This window comes from Providencia vermicola, from assembly GCF_010748935.1.
GTDB lineage: Bacteria > Pseudomonadota > Gammaproteobacteria > Enterobacterales > Enterobacteriaceae > Providencia > Providencia zhejiangensis.
This window is the reverse complement of sequence record NZ_CP048796.1, coordinates 2824005-2840321: the sequence shown is the minus strand read 5'-3', so window position 1 is coordinate 2840321 and position 16317 is coordinate 2824005. Positions and strand designations below refer to the sequence as shown.

Annotated in this window: 14 protein-coding genes; 5 read left to right on the top strand and 9 right to left on the bottom strand. The window is 41.9% G+C overall.

The genetic code is table 11. The features are described from left to right. Window positions 1-2 precede the first annotated feature (2 nt). Window positions 3-713: an RNA ligase family protein gene (locus G3341_RS12860; protein WP_154623071.1), complete on the top strand. Its 711-nt coding sequence runs from the start codon at window positions 3-5 to the stop codon at window positions 711-713. Next, the gene (locus tag G3341_RS12855; RefSeq protein ID WP_154623070.1) at window positions 710-1831 is read left to right on the top strand and encodes an AAA family ATPase; all 1122 of its coding nucleotides are present in this window, start codon (window positions 710-712) and stop codon (window positions 1829-1831) included. Before G3341_RS12860 ends, G3341_RS12855 begins: the two co-directional genes overlap by 4 nt. 67 nt (window positions 1832-1898) lie before the next feature. Here G3341_RS12855 and G3341_RS12850 read toward each other — a convergent pair whose 3' ends face one another. The 8 genes from G3341_RS12850 to citC all read right to left on the bottom strand — a co-directional run bounded on the left by G3341_RS12850 (window position 1899) and on the right by citC (window position 10019). Beyond that, window positions 1899-2936 (bottom strand): 4-oxalomesaconate tautomerase, encoded by a 1038-nt coding sequence (locus G3341_RS12850; RefSeq protein WP_163862295.1) that lies wholly within the window; start codon window positions 2934-2936, stop codon window positions 1899-1901. Window positions 2937-3131: 195 nt separating this feature from the next. Next, window positions 3132-4565, bottom strand: coding sequence for an anion permease (locus tag G3341_RS12845; RefSeq protein WP_154623068.1), 1434 nt, complete (start codon window positions 4563-4565; stop codon window positions 3132-3134). A 236-nt stretch (window positions 4566-4801) separates the two neighbouring features. Beyond that, window positions 4802-5686, bottom strand: a complete 885-nt coding sequence (gene citG, locus G3341_RS12840; protein WP_163862292.1) for a triphosphoribosyl-dephospho-CoA synthase CitG — start codon at window positions 5684-5686, stop codon at window positions 4802-4804. Further along, on the bottom strand, window positions 5667-6212 hold the full coding sequence (gene citX / locus G3341_RS12835; protein WP_163862289.1) for a citrate lyase holo-[acyl-carrier protein] synthase: 546 nt from the start codon (window positions 6210-6212) through the stop codon (window positions 5667-5669). The genes citG and citX overlap by 20 nt, the downstream gene beginning before the upstream one ends. Before the next feature lie 4 nt (window positions 6213-6216). Beyond that, window positions 6217-7743: a citrate lyase subunit alpha gene (citF, locus tag G3341_RS12830; RefSeq protein ID WP_154622463.1), complete on the bottom strand. Its 1527-nt coding sequence runs from the start codon at window positions 7741-7743 to the stop codon at window positions 6217-6219. Window positions 7744-7753: 10 nt separating this feature from the next. Beyond that, a complete protein-coding gene (gene citE, locus G3341_RS12825; RefSeq protein WP_154622462.1) occupies window positions 7754-8650 on the bottom strand; it encodes a citrate (pro-3S)-lyase subunit beta in 897 nt (298 codons plus the stop codon). After that, the gene (gene citD / locus G3341_RS12820; protein ID WP_154622461.1) at window positions 8650-8946 is read right to left on the bottom strand and encodes a citrate lyase acyl carrier protein; all 297 of its coding nucleotides are present in this window, start codon (window positions 8944-8946) and stop codon (window positions 8650-8652) included. Before citD ends, citE begins: the two co-directional genes overlap by 1 nt. Then, window positions 8943-10019 carry a [citrate (pro-3S)-lyase] ligase gene (citC, locus tag G3341_RS12815; RefSeq protein ID WP_163862286.1) on the bottom strand — a complete coding sequence of 359 codons (1077 nt, stop codon included), beginning with the start codon at window positions 10017-10019 and terminating at the stop codon, window positions 8943-8945. Before citC ends, citD begins: the two co-directional genes overlap by 4 nt. Window positions 10020-10387: 368 nt before the next feature. Between citC and dpiB the strand changes: the two genes are divergently transcribed. Both dpiB and dpiA read left to right on the top strand, forming a co-directional pair. Next, on the top strand, window positions 10388-12016 hold the full coding sequence (gene dpiB, locus G3341_RS12810) for a sensor histidine kinase DpiB (RefSeq protein ID WP_154621839.1): 1629 nt from the start codon (window positions 10388-10390) through the stop codon (window positions 12014-12016). Window position 12017: 1 nt separating this feature from the next. Continuing rightward, the gene (gene dpiA, locus G3341_RS12805) at window positions 12018-12701 is read left to right on the top strand and encodes a two-component response regulator DpiA (protein WP_154621838.1); all 684 of its coding nucleotides are present in this window, start codon (window positions 12018-12020) and stop codon (window positions 12699-12701) included. 49 nt (window positions 12702-12750) lie between these two features. On the opposite strand, the gene G3341_RS12800 is transcribed toward dpiA, so the two are convergent. Then, window positions 12751-13776, bottom strand: a complete 1026-nt coding sequence (locus G3341_RS12800) for an SEL1-like repeat protein (RefSeq protein WP_163862282.1) — start codon at window positions 13774-13776, stop codon at window positions 12751-12753. 1038 nt (window positions 13777-14814) lie between these two features. Between G3341_RS12800 and dtpA the strand changes: the two genes are divergently transcribed. Further along, window positions 14815-16284 carry a dipeptide/tripeptide permease DtpA gene (gene dtpA / locus G3341_RS12795; RefSeq protein ID WP_163862279.1) on the top strand — a complete coding sequence of 490 codons (1470 nt, stop codon included), beginning with the start codon at window positions 14815-14817 and terminating at the stop codon, window positions 16282-16284. Window positions 16285-16317: the final 33 nt, after the last annotated feature.

Here is a 16317-nt window from a genome sequence, read left to right as displayed (position 1 = left end):
TAATGACTATGCAATCAAGAAAGTATGGTAGAACGTATCACTATCCGTTCTCACCTGGCACCACTAGCGATGATCGTATCAATAGCGATTGGTGGTCACACATCCAGAATATTAAGCAGCTGGTACATACTGAAAAACTCGATGGTGAAAATAATTGCTTAAGCCAATATGGGGTGTTTGCTCGTTCTCATGCGACGCCAACGCAGTCCGCATGGAGCCAACAGATACGTCAGCGCTGGCAGTTAATCAAGCATGATTTAGGGGATATCGAGCTATTCGGAGAAAATCTCTACGCCGTACACTCTATTGAATATCAACATATTGAAGATTATTTCTATATTTTTGCCGTACGACAAGGCCGCTACTGGTTAAGTTGGGATGAAGTCAAGTTTTATGCAGCATTGTTTGATTTTCCGACAGTGCCTGAGCTTTCCCTGAGTATTAGCCAACAGCAAGGGCCGCAAGTGTACGCACAACAACTTATCGAGGCGGCTTCACAGGATAGCCATTTCGGTGCTTGCGATACGCATACTCAACTCCCTTGCAGCATGGAAGGGATTGTCACTCGCGATAGCCAGCGCTTTTTAGTCGATGATTTCATGTCGCATGTGTTTAAGTATGTACGCAAAAATCATGTTAAGACTGATATTCATTGGAAAAGAAACTGGCAGCGAGCAAAGTTAGCGTTCGAGCGCAAAAAGGAGGCGAGATGAATTGGCAATTAACGGACACAACGGAGTGGTCACAGTTAGAGTCTCAATTTGAGTTTGTTCGTGATATGCGAGGGGTTCCTCAAGATGGATTACATCATGCCGAAGGCGATGTTGCGATACATACCCAAATGGTGCTTGCAGCGTTAGAAACATTGCCTGAATACCAGCAACTTTCTGACTTGCAGAAAAATATCGTATGGACGGCGGCACTCATGCATGATGTTGAAAAGCGAAGTACGACGCGCGAGGATGAAAACGGGCGCATTATTTCGCCGGGTCATGCTAAAAAAGGTGAGTTATCAACGCGGCAAATTCTTTTTCGGCAGGTTGAAACGCCTTTCATTATTCGAGAGCAAATTGCCGCATTAGTTCGCTATCATGGCTTACCATTATGGGTGATGGAAAAAAAGGATCCTGAAAGAGCGCTCTTTGCCGCCTCTTTACGTGTCGATATGTCGCTGCTGTGTTTGTTAGCAAAAGCGGATGTATTGGGGCGTATCTGTGAAGATCAGGCGGAACTCTTATCTCGCATTGAATTATTTGAGCTATTTTGTCGTGAACAAGGTTGCTGGCAACAACCAAAAGCTTTTGCTTCTATGGCTGGGAAATTTCATTATTTCCATTATCAACGGGGTACACCTGATTATGCACCGTTTGAGGAAGCCGGAAGTGAAGTTATCATGCTGTGTGGATTACCTGGAATGGGGAAGGATCACTTTATTTCTCAGTACTTTCCTCAAAAAGAGGTTGTGTGCCTCGATGAAATTCGTCGCAAACATAAAATTAATCCAGCGGATAGAAATGCCCAAGGTTGGGTGGCACAGCAGGCAAAAGAGCAAGCTAAAGGGTTATTGCGTGAAAAGCAGGATTTTATTTGGAATGCTACGTCACTCAGTGCGTCATTGCGCGCCAGTATGATCGATTTATTTGCGCGTTATCAGGCTAAAGTTCATCTGATTTATTTAGAAGTACCTTATAAACAGTGGCAGCAACAAAATCGCCAACGTCAGTATGCGGTGCCTGAAAAAGTGATGTCGCGTATGGCCGATAAACTGGAAATACCGACACCCGATGAAGCACACCAAGTCTCTTATTTTATTAATGGTGAGTTTCAATAGCGAGATACTGCAAGGAAGTGGCGTCTATGATGAGTAGACGCCATTTTTCAATTTACATTGTGACGGGTTAAGGGACATAGACATCCCCAGCAAATAGTTTTCTTGCTGTTCTGATAATTGAGGCTTGTAATCCTTCAGGGAAATGTCCTCGCTGATTGAGAGACACATCAAAATGCCCACTTAAATGTTCGATAGAGATGTGCTGCATATCGACTTTTTGAGATAAATATCGTTTTATCACACTGTTTTCTAAAATAGTGCCGGTTGCAATGGCAATAGCACCAGTGACAGCCAGTGCACCATGGCATTTATGTGGCATAAAGTAGCGTACGTTGACGGTTCCGCCATGAATAGCTGGGGAGACTAATATGGGTTTAGGGATAACTTTTTGGCTCACATCACCTAACCCCATTGCAAGGCCTGCTTGCTGGCGAATGCTTTCTAAGCGTTGCATAAACGTCTCGTCTGCTTCAAGCTGCTCCGCCGTTTCATAACCTGTTTTATTCAGTTGTGGAGCATCGATTAAAACAACGGGCATCGCCATATCGATGCAACTCACCTCCACCCCATCAAAAATATCGATTTCGTGCCCAGTGGGGAGCAATTTTCCTGTTTTGGTGCCACATGCATTTAAAAAGGTGAGGGAGATCGGTGCTGCATGGCCCGGAACACTGGCAATAGTCGTACTTCCCTCGTACAACACTTGTCCATTTGGCGTTTGCACTGTGGCATTAACGAAGGTATGAGTATTGATGTTGCGAATACGAATGATCGTTTCATCGCCTGTAACCGGTATTAAACCTTTTTCTATCGCATATGAACCTACCGCACAGAGTATATTGCCGCAGTTCGGTGCCGTATCAACAAGACGATCGGTAATCGATACTTGTGCAAATAAATAATCAATATCTGCATCAGGGTGAGATGAACGACTGATAATCGCAACTTTACTGGTTTGTGGGCTGCCTCCTCCAATACCATCAATTTGCAAGGCATGACCTGACCCCATAATGGCTAATATGAGTTCATCACGTTCTTGGATATTTTGGGGTAAGTCATCCGCTAATAAAAATACGCCTTTAGATGTGCCTCCGCGCATCAACATACAAGGTATTTTTTCATGTATTTTCCTCTGTAGAGTATCGCTTATTATTATTTATGCTGTTGATGGCATGAAATAAGATAACCGCTGCCCATAACACAGCAAAATAATAGAAGAGGGAGGTTTTATATTTATATGGGACCCAAATAATACTTGGATCCCATGGGTTATTTTTACGTTTAGGCTAAACGTTATTATTTAAATTAAACCAGCACTGATTAAGATTTCCCACCAGCCTAAACCAATGGTCATATGTACCAGTAAACTTAAGAATGCGACGATACCCCCAATAATCCACCAAGAACGAATGTCGTTATAACCAGCACCGAAAACAATTGGAGCTGCCGCGCCGCCATAGTGAGTTAAGCTACCGCCATATGCATTAGAGAACAGTAAACCTAGTGCTAGTAACATTGGCGGTGCCCCAGCAACCATACCCACGGTTGCAAATACAGGAACCATCGCAGCGACATAAGCACCACCAGAGGCGAATAAATAACGTATCGCAACACTGATAAACATGATCACAAAGAAGGCCAGCATTGTTTGATCGCCAAATGAAAGGTGTTGCCCCATCACATCAGCTAACCATTTGAAAAAGCCAGCTTTCGTTAGCACGCCAGACATTCCGATGATACCGCCATACCAAATTAAGGTATTCCAGCCACCTTTATTTTTTAACACATCATCCCAAGTCACCACGCCTAGAATTAATGTTAAGGCCATAACACAAATCGCAACGGTGGAGGCGCTAACGCCAATTTGACCTGCAAATATCCATCCCGCCAAAGCTAAGATAAAGATAATACTGAGCAGTTTTTCTCTTACCGTCATTGGGCCGAGGTCAGCTAATCCTTTCGCAGCAATCTCTTTATTGTTGACTTTTTTCAACTCAGGAGGATACAACTTGTAGATGATAAGGGGAGTCAGGATCAACATAATTAGCCCAGGAATAGCAGCCGCAAGCGCCCATCCACCCCAACTTAAATGGATCCCCATAATGTCAGTCATCATGGCTAATGCTAATGCATTTGGTGCCATCGCGGTTAGGAACATATAGCTGGTGGTTTTTGTCACCATATAAACGTTCACTAACAGGTAATGGCCGGCTTTACGAGGGCTTTTTTCAGGATCTGAACCTAATGCCACCGCTACGCTGTTAATAATTGGAAAGACAATTCCCCCTGCACGTGCCGTATTTGATGGCGTTGCTGGTGCAATAATTAAGTCAAGAATTGCGGTGACATAACCAAGACCTAATGTTGTTCCACCGAGCTTGCCAATTAAAATATAAGAGAGCCGTTTACCTAAGCCTGTAATCACGAATGCCGCACTGAGCGTAAAGGCAGCAAAGACGAGCCAGGTTGTACCGGAGGCATAGCCATTAAGCACTTCACTGACTTTGACATCTTTAGTGCCTGTCACACCAATGACCACTGCGCTGGCAGCGATAGTGGCTAACAAAATAACAGGTTCAGAATAGGGCTTTAATACCAGCCCCACGATAGCGGCTAAGTAAAGACCAAATAATAACCACGCAATGTGGGGTAACCCTTCCGGTGTTGGGATTAACGATATGATTATGGGAATCGCTATGAGAAGAAATAGCTTCCATATTTTATCTTTTTGCATAGGCCAATTTCCTTAATGAATACTAAATTTGGTTAATATTAAAATTTATTATTTAATATTATGAATTTTTGTCTGGTGTATTTGGAATACAGCTATGCTTTGAATGGATATTGGAAATCCTTCAATGCCAAATACGGGATAAATTCGTTAAAACAGTAATCAATGATTAAGTTTTTTATTTTTGTTAATTAAATTTTATTTTTCCTGTGTCGGTTAATATTGAATTGGTGTTAATTTTATTTTGAATAAGGTAAGCGAGCTAAAAACCAAGTGAGAATTAATAAGTCTGCACTTCCACCTGGACTTAAGTTTTTTATAATGCATTGCCTATCGAAGCGTTTAATTTTTTCTAAATCTGTCGAATAAACTAATCCACCTTGGTCAAGTACCGCTTGTGCTTGGGTTTTCAGCCATGATAAACCGGCTAGTCCGCCACGATTGGCCACATTGGTATCATCATTGTTTGCCATTAATAAGATGAGTGTTTCAAGTAATGCGAGTTGTTGAGGTTTACCTTCAATAAGTTGTTTTAAATAATAAGGCAGAGATAAATCAACCACGAGTCGGTAACCACTTTCCGCTTCACCACGAGCACCTGTTAAACCAAATGATTGGTATAAACGCTGGCCTGCGGTAGGCGTATCCGTTATTTGCATTAATTCAGTCGTAATACCTTGGCACATCAGTGATACGTCTTGACTGATAGAGGCAGCCGAAACCGGTTTCTGTAACGCTAATTGACGGCCGATGATGGTTAATACTAATCCTAGAGAGAAGATTGAACCTTTATGCGTATTAACGCCTTTTGTCGCACGAAACATCGATTGTTCACATGCAATACCAATTGGGCGAATTTTTTTCAAAACATGCTGAACAGGGAGTTGTTTATACTTTGCGCCAGCGAAGAGAAAATCAGGAAAATGCTGAGCGATAGCACGGGCACTGAGATGAAAATCAGTCAACGCCATATCCTTGTGAGCCCCTGTATTCCATGCATCAACAAGGCCGGGTTTTGGGGTTAGATTCACCTCAGCCATCATGGCTTGCCAACCCAGTTGGCTATAATAATGTACGGCCTCATGTGTGAGCCGTTCTGTTTGCTCAATCGTTAGCGGACGCATTAGCTAGCACCTCGATTTGAGTAAGAATCTCATTCAGCGGATGGATACGCTCCCGAGCACAAATTTTGGCCTCTTTTTCGCACAGCAAGCAGCGTCTAGCGGGAAGGCCTAGCTTGGCGCGTGAATATTGCCGCCCCTCAGCGTCAAAGACATCAAAATCCCATAAACGACCTACGTGAGATAACGCTTCTGCTTCAATTAAGGCATGTTTTACCTCAATGGCATTGGCATCTACTGCGACGAAACATTCAGGCCCCGTCGATAAGGCAAAAGATTGTTGCGCTAAAAGTACCCACTGCCTGCGTTGAGCGACCTGTTTAAGCGCATTTAATCCCTGATTAAAGATCAGTCTGACAAGATGATTATCTTTGACAGGACCAGGAAAAACGACAGTAAATGAAATCAGGGTTACCTGATGGAGACCAATCCACTGCTGCTGTCTAGCCTGACGGTTATCACGACTTTGTAGCAGCTCAGGTAAAGAAATTTCAGGTTGCTCTATGGTATCAGGCAGTGGGTAAAACATGGTGTTACTCCTTAACTTGATGCACGATATCAATCACAGAGCCATCTCGGTAGCGAACAACGGCGACGATTTTATCAGTGAATTCAATAGGATTAGGTTTACCTGTTAATAACTCAGCCCGTTCACGTAGCCAATCAATGGAAACGGTATTGATTCCTTGGTTTTCCAATTGTTGTTTCAATTCGGGGCGAGCTGGATTAACAGCGATACCATGGTCTGTGACTAAAATGTCGACACTAGACCCAGGCGTAACACAGGTGATCACTTCATCAACAAGCGTTGGTATACGGCCACGTACTAACGGTGCAACAATGATGGACAGTTTTGATGCAACAGCAGTGTCACTGTGACCCCCTGATGCGCCACGTATCACGCCATCGGATCCTGTCAGTACGTTAACATTGAATTTTGTATCGATTTCGAGTGCACTTAACACCACCACATCCAGCATATCCACCGAGGCACCTTTGGAATCAAAGCAGGCGTATTGATTGGCACTGATCTCGATATGATTTGGGTTGCGAGCTAATGACATTGCAGCGGCACGGTCAAAGCTTTGCACATCAATTAATTTACGAATAAAGCCTTTTTCATGTAAATCGACTATTGTGGATGTGATGCCACCGAGGGCAAAACCCGCACAGATATTGTGACGGCGCATTTTATCTTCTAAGAAACGGGTAACAGCAAGTGACGCACCCCCCGTACCTGTTTGTAATGAAAAGCCTTCTTTGAAATAGCCTGACTTTTCGATAACGTCGGCGGCTGTTCGAGCGATCAAGAGTTCTCTAGGATTCGAGGTCATGCGGGTCGCATCGGCACCAATTTTATCGGCATCACCAACCCGTGGCACTTTGACAATATAGTCCACTTCATCCTGTTTAATACTTGCGGGATTGTGTGGGTATGGCAGTAGTTCTTCCGTTAACATGATGACTTTATTGGCAGTTTCAGCATCAATTTTGGCATAACCGAGTGAGCCACAACAGGCCTCACCAGTGTAACCATTAGCATTGCCATATTCATCACAAGAGGGGACCCCGATAAAAGCGACATCGATACTGAGCTCACCACTGTGAATAAGATTAGCTCGACCACCATGAGAGTGGATTTGTACGGGTTCAGTTAGCTCACCACGAGAAATGGCTTCAGCTAATGGGCCTCGAAGACCTGAAGTATAAATTTTACGTACGACACCATGGCGAATATGCTCCACTAATGGTGAATGACAGGCACTTAACGAGCTTGAAGCCAGTGTGAGATGACGAAAACCCATTTCTGCGATGACTTGCATAACAAGGTTAATCGTTAAATCGCCACCACGAAATGCATGATGAAATGAAATAGTCATGCCATCTTTTAAACCCGCACGGCGAATAGCGAGTTGCAAGTCTTCACACAGTTTACGATTACGTGGTTTTTGCACCTGCTGCTGAACCTTGCCAATATCATTAAACTGACGATGTGATTCGTCTGTCATAAGGTCAAAATAGGCTGATACGCGAGCCTGACGCTGTGTCATATTTGTCATTTTTTATGCCTCACTCTTCCCGAATTCCTGATAATGCCGCTCGTGAAAGGACTAAACGTGCTCGATCAATCACTGGGCCATCAACCATTTTCCCGTTTAATGAAACGACACCACGACCTTCTTGCTCAGCAGCATTAGCTGCATCAACAACACGTTGAGCATGATCCACTTCTTTTTGGGTTGGGGCATAAAGGTTATGCAGTAGCTCGATTTGACGAGGGTTAATTAAGGATTTGCCATCAAAACCAAGCTGTTTAATGTGAGCAGCTTCTTTTAAGAAGCCTTGTTCATTATTCGCGTCAGAGTACACGGTATCGAATGCTTGAATACCTGCTGAACGCGCTGCCTGTAAAATAGCGCACCGAGCATAGAGGAGTTCAATGCCTTCTGGAGACCGCTCGGTACGCAAATTGCGAACATAATCTTCAGCACCTAATGCGATGCCAATAAGTCGGGGTGATGCGTGAGCAATATTGACTGCTTGTGTAATCCCCATGGGTGATTCAATTGCTGCGAGTAAACCGGTGCTACCCTGTTCACGACCACAGCTTTTTTCAATACGTAAGATTTCATTTTCGATATCAATAACGTCTTGCGCCGTATCTGTTTTTGGCAGACGTACGATATCGGCACCACCACGAACAACGGCTTCTAAGTCAGCGACACCGAAGGCCGAATCAAGGGCGTTCACACGTACAACCGTTTCAACGTCCTGATATAGCGGGTGCTGTAGCGTATGATAAACCAAGCGACGAGCCGTATCTTTTTCACGGAGTGTGACAGAGTCTTCAAGGTCGAACATCAAAGCATCCGCTTTATAAATAAAGGCATTACTTAGCATGGCCGCATTGGAGCCAGGCACAAATAGCATACTTCTACGGGTGCGATTTTTTTGTTGTGGAGTCATTATTGCTCCTCCCAAGGTAAGGCAGTTATGTCAGCAGCTCTGGCAAATAAAGCTTCTAAGCGTGCTCTAAGAACACATTCCAGAGCGCCTTTATCGTCAACAATAATTTGAGCCCCTTGGATGTCGTGTTGTTTAACTAGCTCAAGCACTACGTGTTCAATTGCATCGCCAAACTGTTTTTCAACACTACTGCTGATTTGTATCGAGACTTCTTGGGTGTCTTCTAAGGGTTCTATTCGTACCATGACATCACTTGATTCAAGCGTGCCAGCAACGGCTGCGTGGAGTATTTTCATAGTTCACCTGTGACTAATTCAGAATTTTCGATGCGGTGAGAGGCAGATGGTGAGCGGGAAGCTAACATATTCTCTAAATAGTGATAGGTTGCCTCAGGCACAATCGGCTTGATCGCCGCCAGATCTTTTTTAGCAAGTAGCCTACGTACTTGTGAGGCGGAAACTGCCGTGCCGTCGTAGACCATTCGCGGAGATTCAACCAGCTCAATAGGTGGGGAGTTGAGCGTGCGAGTTTCGAGCCAAAAGCGCATGTCTTCGTTATATTGATGAGTGACTTTGCAAAAAGGCTCTGTTCCAACAAAACGGTGAGTAATACCAAGCGCGGGGGCAATATATTGTCGAAAAATTTTAATATCGATTTCGGTATAACAATTATCAACAACCGCTTTATCTTTAATGAAATAACACGGGAAAGTTGCTCGAGAAATAATGTATTCAGAGCCTCTATGAATGGTAAGGTTCTCTATTCCTTGAGTGCCTGCTTCAATTAACTGTAATCTGACGCTGTAAGGGAAGCGTGAGGTATCTTCTTTGACAACAAAAAGATGAAGCCAATCACAGGATTTGGCTGCTTTTTCAATTAAATAGCGGTGCCCTAAAGTGAATGGATTGGCATTCATCACAATCGCGCCAATTTTTTTGCCTTCTTTATACTGGGCTTTTAAACTTTTAATATAGCGTTTTAGATAACAGCAGCTGTTCTCCATTAACACCATAATATTCGGCACGGTGGCTAGGGTATGGAATCCACACTGTTGAAATAAACTTTCATTTTGTGTTTTAGTATAAATAAATAAGTGAGTCGTATTATTTTCATAGGCAAGGTTAACCAATTCGGTTGCTAGCTTTAACGCTAAACCTTCACCACGAACATGATCACTAATTGCAACACATTTAATAACATTTTTAGCGAGGCCGCCACACGCAATTAATTGATCATTACGCGTAATCGTAATAAAAACGTCAATGCTGGAATCTATATCTAAATCGTTTTCTTTTAAAAACTGAGCTATTTCAGCTAGTTTCCTGTTCTCATGACGTTTTACTTGGTTAAACGTTATGTTTTCGAACATATTAGTATCCTGCATCTCATATAGAGATGTTTTTAAGTTGTTACTAATGTTAAAGTTAATTAAATAAAAGTTCGGATATTAATTTAATAAATAACTCATTAGCTTTTTATTTAATTACCCTGTTCGATATTAATATTAAAGATTATCTCATTATTATATTTGACCTATTTCATGTTTCTAAAAGGAGTTTGTATTTGTTTTATGGTTTTAATGTGTTTAATTATGGGATATGTTGTTTATTGCTTGGTTTTAATGTATTTAATTATTAATATGTCTCTTACTCGTGAGCTCAGTTAGCTTCATAATGCGCTAATCGGTGTTTTTTCGTGTAACAATATTTTTACTTTTCAGTAGGTAATAGGATATCCATGAAAAAAGAGTACCCGCGGTCTCCATTTAGAAAAAGCCACTCGATATCCTTTTCTGTGCGAGTTTTCTTTCTTTTATTACTCGTTTCCGTTGTGTTGACGTTTAGTTTGGGTAAGTACTTTACCGAAACCGCTGAAAATCGTTTAATGGCGAATATTCGCTCACTTGCAATGAGCCAAGCGAAGTTGATCGCCTCCATGGAAAGTATTATTCAGTCTGTTAAGACACGCGATATCCCAAAATTAAAGATAATTGCGGATAAACTTAATCAAGATTCTGACTATGATTATGTGGTCATCGGGGATGAAAATTCGCTACGCTTATATCACCCCAATGAAGAAAAAGTTGGCTTCAAGATGCAGTGGAACAAACCCGGTGCATTAGAGCGGGGGGAAAGCTATTTTATCGGTGGGGAAGGTTCTATAGGCAATGCCGTTCGCGCGAAAACCCCGATATTTGATGAAAACAATCAAGTGATTGGTGTTGTCTCTATTGGTTATCTCACTAATAAAATAGAGACGTCCAGAAGTGAATTATTGGTTCAGACGGGAGCCATGTTTTTTGGGGTGTTAGTGATATTGTTATTCCTATCATGGGCCTTTACTCGCTTGATTCAGCGGCAAATGTTGGGGATGGAACCTGAGCAAATTACACAAATGGTTGTCGTACAAAAAGGAATATTTGAAGCGGTTTTTGAAGGGGTGATTGCTGTTGATTGCGCAGGGAAGATCATTAATATCAATCATAATGCACGTAAAATGCTTTCGTTAAGTGAACCCTTGAACCATTTAGTTGGGCGTTCAGTGAGTGAGTTGATTACCCCAGAGACTTTCTTTATTAATGATATCGCAACAACGCAGCATGATGTTATTTGTTCATTTAATGGTTTGAATGTTATCGCTAACCGCATTGCTTTATTAGATGAAAATCATCTCATTGGTGCGGTGATTAGCTTTCGTAGCCAAAATGATATTGAATCCCTCAACTCACAATTGACACAAGTGCGTCAATACGTTGAGAATCTTCGCTCATTACGTCATGAGCACCTTAATTGGATGTCGACACTAAGTGGTTTATTGCAAATGAAGGAGTATGACCAAGCATTGGCAATGATAAAGGGGGAATCAGAGTCACAACAGCATCTCATTGATGCGCTACGTCAACAATTTGCGGATAAACAGGTCGCAGGTCTACTGTTTGGAAAATATCACCGAGCCAGAGAACTCGGGTTGCAGTTGGTGTTCACGCCGGGTTGCCAATTGAGTTCACTCCCACCGTTATTAAGCAGTACTGAATTCTGTGCAATTTTAGGTAATCTTTTAGATAATGCATTTGAAGCAAGCCTAAAAAGTCAGGAAGGAAACAAGCAGATTGAATTATATCTCTCAGATGAAGGTAATGAGTTTGTTATTGAAGTGGCTGATGAAGGCTGTGGTTTCCCTTCAGAAATAAAAGATAAATGGTATGAAAGGGGCATAACGACAAAAACGGAGTCTGTCGATGGGCATGGGATCGGCTTGTATCTGGTGGCTTCGTATGTCAAAAGATGTAATGGTGTGATTATTATTGAAGATAATCAACCAAATGGTACTCTATTCTCAATTTTTATTCCAAAAGTGAAGATATAAAATGATGAAGATAAAAATCCTCATTGTGGAAGATGAACTGCTGCTCGCTGAGATGCATGGCGAATACATTAAATCCTATCCTGCTTGCGATAAAGTTTGGGTGGCAGGGGACTTGGCACAGGCCAAAAAAATGATCGAATATATGAAGCCTGACCTGATCTTACTGGATAACTATCTACCTGATGGAAAGGGGATAGATTTGGTTCATGAATTAATCCAAGAAAGAAATAGCGCAGATATTGTTTTTACAACGGCGGCGAGTGATATGGAAACTGTCTCTGAAGCGATTCGTTTAGGGGTTTTTGATTATTTGGTGAAACCTATTGCTTATGAGCGATTAGGTCAGACACTGGATCGCTATATTCAACGTAAATCGGTCTTGCAGGCGAGCCGTAAAACGAATCAGAGCCAAATTGATGATATGTTTAACACATATGCACGCGGTGAAGCGAAAGAGGAACTGCCAACGGGTATCGATGGGTTAACGTTAGAAAAAGTCTTGTCACTATTTACGCAACCAGAAGCGGAGCATACTGCTGAAACAATTGCGGAAACTATCAAGCTCAGCCGTACTACAGCGCGTCGTTATCTAGAGTACTGCTTGGCACAACACAAAATAGAGGCAGAAATTGAGTATGGTAAGGTAGGGCGTCCTCAGCGTATCTATCGCGCGGTTCAAAAATAAGCTTATCATTAGCGTCTGCATAACGTGATTTTTATGCAGACAACTAACACTATTTTTTTAAATTATTTTCAAGTATCAACACTTTTTTCTCTGCTCTTTCATTGCCGTGTGCGGCGGCGAGTTTGTACCAATACAGTGCTTTTTTATCATCCTGATTGACGCCCATGCCATATTGGTAACAGGCACCAGTGGCATACTGCGCGTCAGCACTGCCATGTTGTGCCGCACGAATAAACCAGTGGCAAGCTTTTGCTTGATCAGCAGTTACACCATCGCCTCGAGCATAGATCAAAGCGAGGTTAAATTGCGCCGAAATTTCACCTTGTTCAGAAGCCAAAGTTAACCATTTTATAGCAGATTTAATGTCCTGTTTGACGCCTTGTCCATGCAGATACAGCATACCTAAACTATTTTGTGCAGGAGAGAAACCAAGCTGCGCTGAACGTGAAAAATAGTGATAAGCTTGTTGATAGTTCACTTTATCATACATGCCAGTCGCGGCCTGATAACCTAATAGATAAAGTGCTTGAGGTTGATCTTGTTTCGCCAACGATAGATAGATTTGCTGGGCCTTTTGCGGATCTTCAGTGACTGCAATACCTTTTTCATACCAATAAGCCAGCATCAATTCAGCCGGTTGGAAATGTTGTGCTGCGGCTTTAACTAACCACTCTTCAGCGTGCTGTTTGTTTTGTGGCAGTAAATTATGTATCCCCGTTAAAGAATATTCGGCCATATTTAACTGACCGAGAGGATCACCGGCGATGGCGGCTTTTTTCATCCATAACAGCATTTGCTCTTCATTCTTATCTACCCCTTTACCTTGTTGATACATAAGGGCGAGATTAATTTGTGCCTTTGTAAATCCTTGCTCTGCGGATAAACGATACCATTTAGCCGCATCGGCAAGTTGGTTTTCGGATTGATATAGCATAGCAAGGTTGAATTGTGCCTCGGCCTGCCCATTTTGTGCATTTTCGTACAGTTTTTGTTTATCTTGAGGCGCTGGCTCAGCGTAACTGTGCAGCGCGAAGGCATTGAAAATAATAAACAGCGATAACAAAAAATTTTTCACGGGAGACCCTTTTATCGTTTTTTCTACGAGTAGGTTAACTTGCTGTTTTCACTTAAGCAATAATGAATATAACTAGGACGTTTTTCGTGAACAGCGTGCTTGGTGATGTCAACAGAGAATTTTTTCAAGGAAATAAGAAAAAATTATGAACCTTTATTAAGGGTAAGAGGTCTTATTAGTAAGTATATCTGTTTGCTTGCGTAAACATTCATATATTTACCCTCAATATTCATTTCTTTACATGAAGTAATGCAATAATGCATCTAAGTAGTGAGAGTTTCACTCGTAGCAACGAAGATCCTTAAGTAGAATGCATTATGCCCAGCCGATTTGCTGGGCTTTTTTTTATCTAAATTTTCTCTCAACAACCCCCGTTATCCTTTTCATCTTAGTTGTCTGCATTGTTATTCATATTCTATGTTGATTTATTTTTAATCAAATTATTGTGTGTGAGATAACGACACGTTTTGACGAATAGCGCTATTCAACGGCTGTTTTATGGAAGTAAAAATAAGAATGTGTAGTTGATTTACACATTAGCACCAAGGAGATATAAATTTTGTCGCTATGCGCTTTAAATCAGAACAATATGCTTAACATATGATATACAATTGATTAATTAATGTTCGTTGTGGGTGGGGGAAACTGGCTGTATAAGTGAGCTTAATCACGATATAAAACTATTGATAAGGTAATTAGTGCTAGCTAAATCTTTATTTTTGGTGCATAAATAGCGTATATTGCTTAATTGATTTTCGCATTCCTAGCGGTGTTTATCCCTATAAATGTTGAATAAATAATCAAATCTGCTTTAACTCATTGAATTTTATGTTTGTGATTCATAAACATCGTTTTACACACAGAGATGTTAATTTTGAAGGTTAAATCTATGGAGCCTAAGGTCAGGGATTTTGACGTCATTAGCCCGCAAAGTTTGGATTTTTCAACTTTAATTCTTGAGACAATAACAATGCTGAGGGTACAGACAGTACCCCATTTTGCTTTTTGCTTACGTACAGGTTGTCATAGAGGTAACTAGTGTCCACAACTAACAACAAAGAGGAAATCAGTCTTAACGCGTTTAAGCAACCTCGCTCGTTCTATCTTATATTCTCCATCGAACTCTGGGAGCGTTTCGGTTATTACGGTCTTCAGGGGATCCTTCCTATTTATCTTAGCCAAGTGCTGGGAATGTCAGAAACAGAGTCAATTACGCTGTTTTCTGCTTTTGCTGCTTTAGTATATGGCTTTGTGGCGATAGGAGGCTGGTTAGGTGATAAAATCCTAGGTACTAAACGTGTTATTGTGCTTGGTACGCTGGTTTTAATCGCCGGTTATGCTTTAGTGGCCTATTCTGACCATGATGTCTCCATGGTATATGTCGGTTTGGCAACCATCGCCGTAGGTAACGGCTTGTTTAAAGCTAACCCATCATCATTATTATCAACCTGTTATGCTAAAGACGATCCACGTTTGGATGGTGCATTCACGATGTACTATATGTCTGTTAACATTGGTTCCTTCTTCTCTATGTTAGCAACACCGTGGTTAGCCAAACATTATGGTTGGGATATTGCATTCTCACTCAGTGTTGTTGGTCTTGTTATCACCTTGATTAACTTCTTTATGTGCAAAAAATGGGTCGCGGCTCATGGCTCTAAGCCTGACTTTGTACCCATGGTCATTTCAAAGCTCTTAGCCACGCTCGTTGGTATTGTTGCACTGATTGCGATTTCAACTTGGCTACTGCACAACATGGATATTGCTCGTGCAGCGCTAGGGATTATTTCATTAGGTATCATTGTTATCTTTATTAAAGAAACGGTCGCGTTAGATGGAATAGCACGTCGCCGTATGATCGTTGCGCTGATCCTGATGTTAGAAGCGATTGTGTTCTTTGTTTTGTATAGTCAGATGCCAACATCTCTTAACTTCTTTGCGTTACATAACGTTGAACATGAAGTTTTAGGTTTCAGCGTTGAGCCTGCACAGTATCAAGCTTTAAACCCACTGTGGATTATGATTGGTAGTCCGATCCTTGCGGCTATTTATAATAAGATGGGCGACCATCTACCGATGCCGCATAAATTTGCTATTGGTATGCTGCTTTGCTCTGCGGCCTTCCTTGTGTTGCCATTGGGTGCAAAATTCGCTAACGAAGCGGGTATTGTGTCAGTCAATTGGTTGATCATCTGCTACGGCTTCCAAAGTATCGGTGAATTGATGATTTCTGGTTTAGGTCTGGCGATGGTGGCACAATTAGTTCCACAACGTTTAATGGGCTTTATCATGGGGTCATGGTTCTTAACAAACTCCGCAGCGGCATTTATTGCTGGTTATGTTGCTTCTATGGCAGCAGTGCCAAAAGGGGAACTCACGAGTTCTGTTGATTCTCTGGCGGTGTACAGTGATGTGTTCTTGAAAATAGGTGTTGTTACAGGTGTGATTGCGATTTTGATGGTCGTCACCGCACCAATGTTAAATCGTATGACATTAGAGCGTGATTAAACGAATTTTATTGCTCGATGATTCAATAAAAGG

Excerpts from the sequence above, each read along its gene's own strand:
- G3341_RS12855 (WP_154623070.1), top strand. The coding sequence starts at position 710 with ATGAATTGGCAATTAACGGACACAACGGAGTGGTCACAGTTAGAGTCT.
- citC (WP_163862286.1), bottom strand. The coding sequence starts at position 10,019 with ATGTTCGAAAACATAACGTTTAACCAAGTAAAACGTCATGAGAACAGG.
- dpiB (WP_154621839.1), top strand. The coding sequence starts at position 10,388 with ATGAAAAAAGAGTACCCGCGGTCTCCATTTAGAAAAAGCCACTCGATA.
- citE (WP_154622462.1), bottom strand. The coding sequence starts at position 8,650 with ATGACTCCACAACAAAAAAATCGCACCCGTAGAAGTATGCTATTTGTG.
- G3341_RS12845 (WP_154623068.1), bottom strand. The coding sequence starts at position 4,565 with ATGCAAAAAGATAAAATATGGAAGCTATTTCTTCTCATAGCGATTCCC.
- G3341_RS12850 (WP_163862295.1), bottom strand. The coding sequence starts at position 2,936 with ATGTTGATGCGCGGAGGCACATCTAAAGGCGTATTTTTATTAGCGGAT.
- dpiA (WP_154621838.1), top strand. The coding sequence starts at position 12,018 with ATGATGAAGATAAAAATCCTCATTGTGGAAGATGAACTGCTGCTCGCT.
- citX (WP_163862289.1), bottom strand. The coding sequence starts at position 6,212 with ATGTTTTACCCACTGCCTGATACCATAGAGCAACCTGAAATTTCTTTA.
- citF (WP_154622463.1), bottom strand. The coding sequence starts at position 7,743 with ATGACAAATATGACACAGCGTCAGGCTCGCGTATCAGCCTATTTTGAC.
- citD (WP_154622461.1), bottom strand. The coding sequence starts at position 8,946 with ATGAAAATACTCCACGCAGCCGTTGCTGGCACGCTTGAATCAAGTGAT.
- citG (WP_163862292.1), bottom strand. The coding sequence starts at position 5,686 with ATGCGTCCGCTAACGATTGAGCAAACAGAACGGCTCACACATGAGGCC.
- G3341_RS12860 (WP_154623071.1), top strand. The coding sequence starts at position 3 with ATGACTATGCAATCAAGAAAGTATGGTAGAACGTATCACTATCCGTTC.